The organism is Thauera aromatica, from assembly GCF_023093595.1.
Classification (GTDB): Bacteria; Pseudomonadota; Gammaproteobacteria; order Burkholderiales; family Rhodocyclaceae; genus Thauera; species Thauera aromatica_A.
Window position 1 is genome coordinate 1 of record NZ_JALLIK010000031.1, and the last position, 1,538, is coordinate 1,538.

Below are 1,538 nucleotides of genomic sequence, written 5' to 3' on the forward strand. Positions count from 1 at the left end.
GATCACCTCTGATCCTCTGCCTCAAAATGAGGCAGAGAGGTTAAACACCCTGGTCAGTTTTCAGCCGGAATTCACCCCTCTACATGGTCAGTTTTCGGCCGGCGCCAACACTTTCGCACCAACAGAGAGTAGAGAGCCCTCTCTGCCTCATTTTTGAGCACTTTATGACGAATGTGGTGTTTCAGATGCGCCCGCAGCTTTCGCACGAATCGCTGAAACCCGCGCCAGCACTGGCGTTTCGGGCAGACGTAAAAAAGGCCAGAGCGTAGTCTGGCCTTTTTTGAATTGGTGGTGCTGGGGCGACCAGTAACTAACCCCGTATGAAACTGCAATCGTAGTCGCGGGTGGCCTTAAGTACAAGTGCAGTTCGCACTATTGACGCGGCATCGGAGATGCATCACGCCTACCCCACTCCCGACAGTGGCCGCGGGAGGCGAGCGCGGCCATGAGCGGTGCTGTACTGCGTTCCGACCAGTAGTCGAACACGTTCACAATGAGCGCCGACGAGGAATGGAGCGCCTTCAACTCATGGTTCAGCGTACCCAGCGACGGGCATCCTTCAGGAGCAACAGCAGTTGCTGCTCACGCAGCGGCGAGGCGATGAACCCGAACCGGGTGTAGAACCGCGCCGCGTCTTCATCGATGGGGTGGGTCAGCATCGCCCGGATGCCGGCTTGCTCGGCAATCAGCATCGTGCGTCGGATCGCATCCTGCAGCAGACCGAAGCCTATGCCTCGCCCCTGATCTTGCGCCGAGACCGCCAGCCGCGCCAGGATCACCACCGGCAACGGGTACTGCCCCATCCCTTTTCGGATGCGCTCCGGCGCGTCCAGCGTATCGATCTGACCGACGGTTAAACTGAAATAGCCTGCTACCCGGTCATCATCGGCCACGACGAAGGTCTTGGCTGAGCCACTGCCCTGGGCCTGCCGGGCGTGACGCAGCAGCCAGTCGTTCAAGGCCAGTTTGCCACAGTCGAATCCATCCAGCCGATGTTGGATGCTCAGGGGTTCAGGTCCGCGCAATGTCACTTCGCATCCCATGGCGCCTTGCGCGAAAACAGATCACGCAAGCCTTCATTGGGCTGCTCCGGTTGTTCCAGCAAATCCATCAGGGCTTGGTACTGACTACCGGAGACCATGAACAGGCGCTGGTCCAGCAAAGTCTGCTCGGCGGCCAAGCAGGCGCTGTCCAGGATGAAGTCGGTCAGGGATTTATGCGCCACCTCGGCGGCGCGGCGCAACACCGCTTCCTGTTCGTGAGTGGCGCGTAGCCCCAAGCGGGCAGAGCGGGCGGAAGGAGAGGATGCGCTAGCAGCCATCACGGCACCTCGCTTGTCAGATCAACTGCCGCAATGTTAGTACAAACGACGCACACCGTCTAGTTCCGGCGGGCGACCGGTTGCCTTGGTTGACGATGAACCGGGCGTGAGCTGCCCCACGAATTTCGTCTTCCAACGTAGTCGTCGTACGATCGACGCAACGAGAGGAAGAACGACGTGAAACGCATCCCGAAGCAGGAGTACACGGCCGAGTTCA

The 1,538-nt window shown here is 59.7% G+C and carries 2 protein-coding genes; both read right to left on the reverse strand.

Annotated features, from left to right (window positions below):
* Positions 1-533: 533 nt before the first annotated feature.
* Positions 534-959: a GNAT family N-acetyltransferase gene (locus tag MXC99_RS00390; protein WP_247723668.1), complete on the reverse strand. Its 426-nt coding sequence runs from the start codon at positions 957-959 to the stop codon at positions 534-536.
* Positions 960-1,027: 68 nt separating this feature from the next.
* Positions 1,028-1,321, reverse strand: a complete 294-nt coding sequence (locus MXC99_RS00395) for a DUF1778 domain-containing protein (protein WP_247723669.1) — start codon at positions 1,319-1,321, stop codon at positions 1,028-1,030.
* Positions 1,322-1,538: the final 217 nt, after the last annotated feature.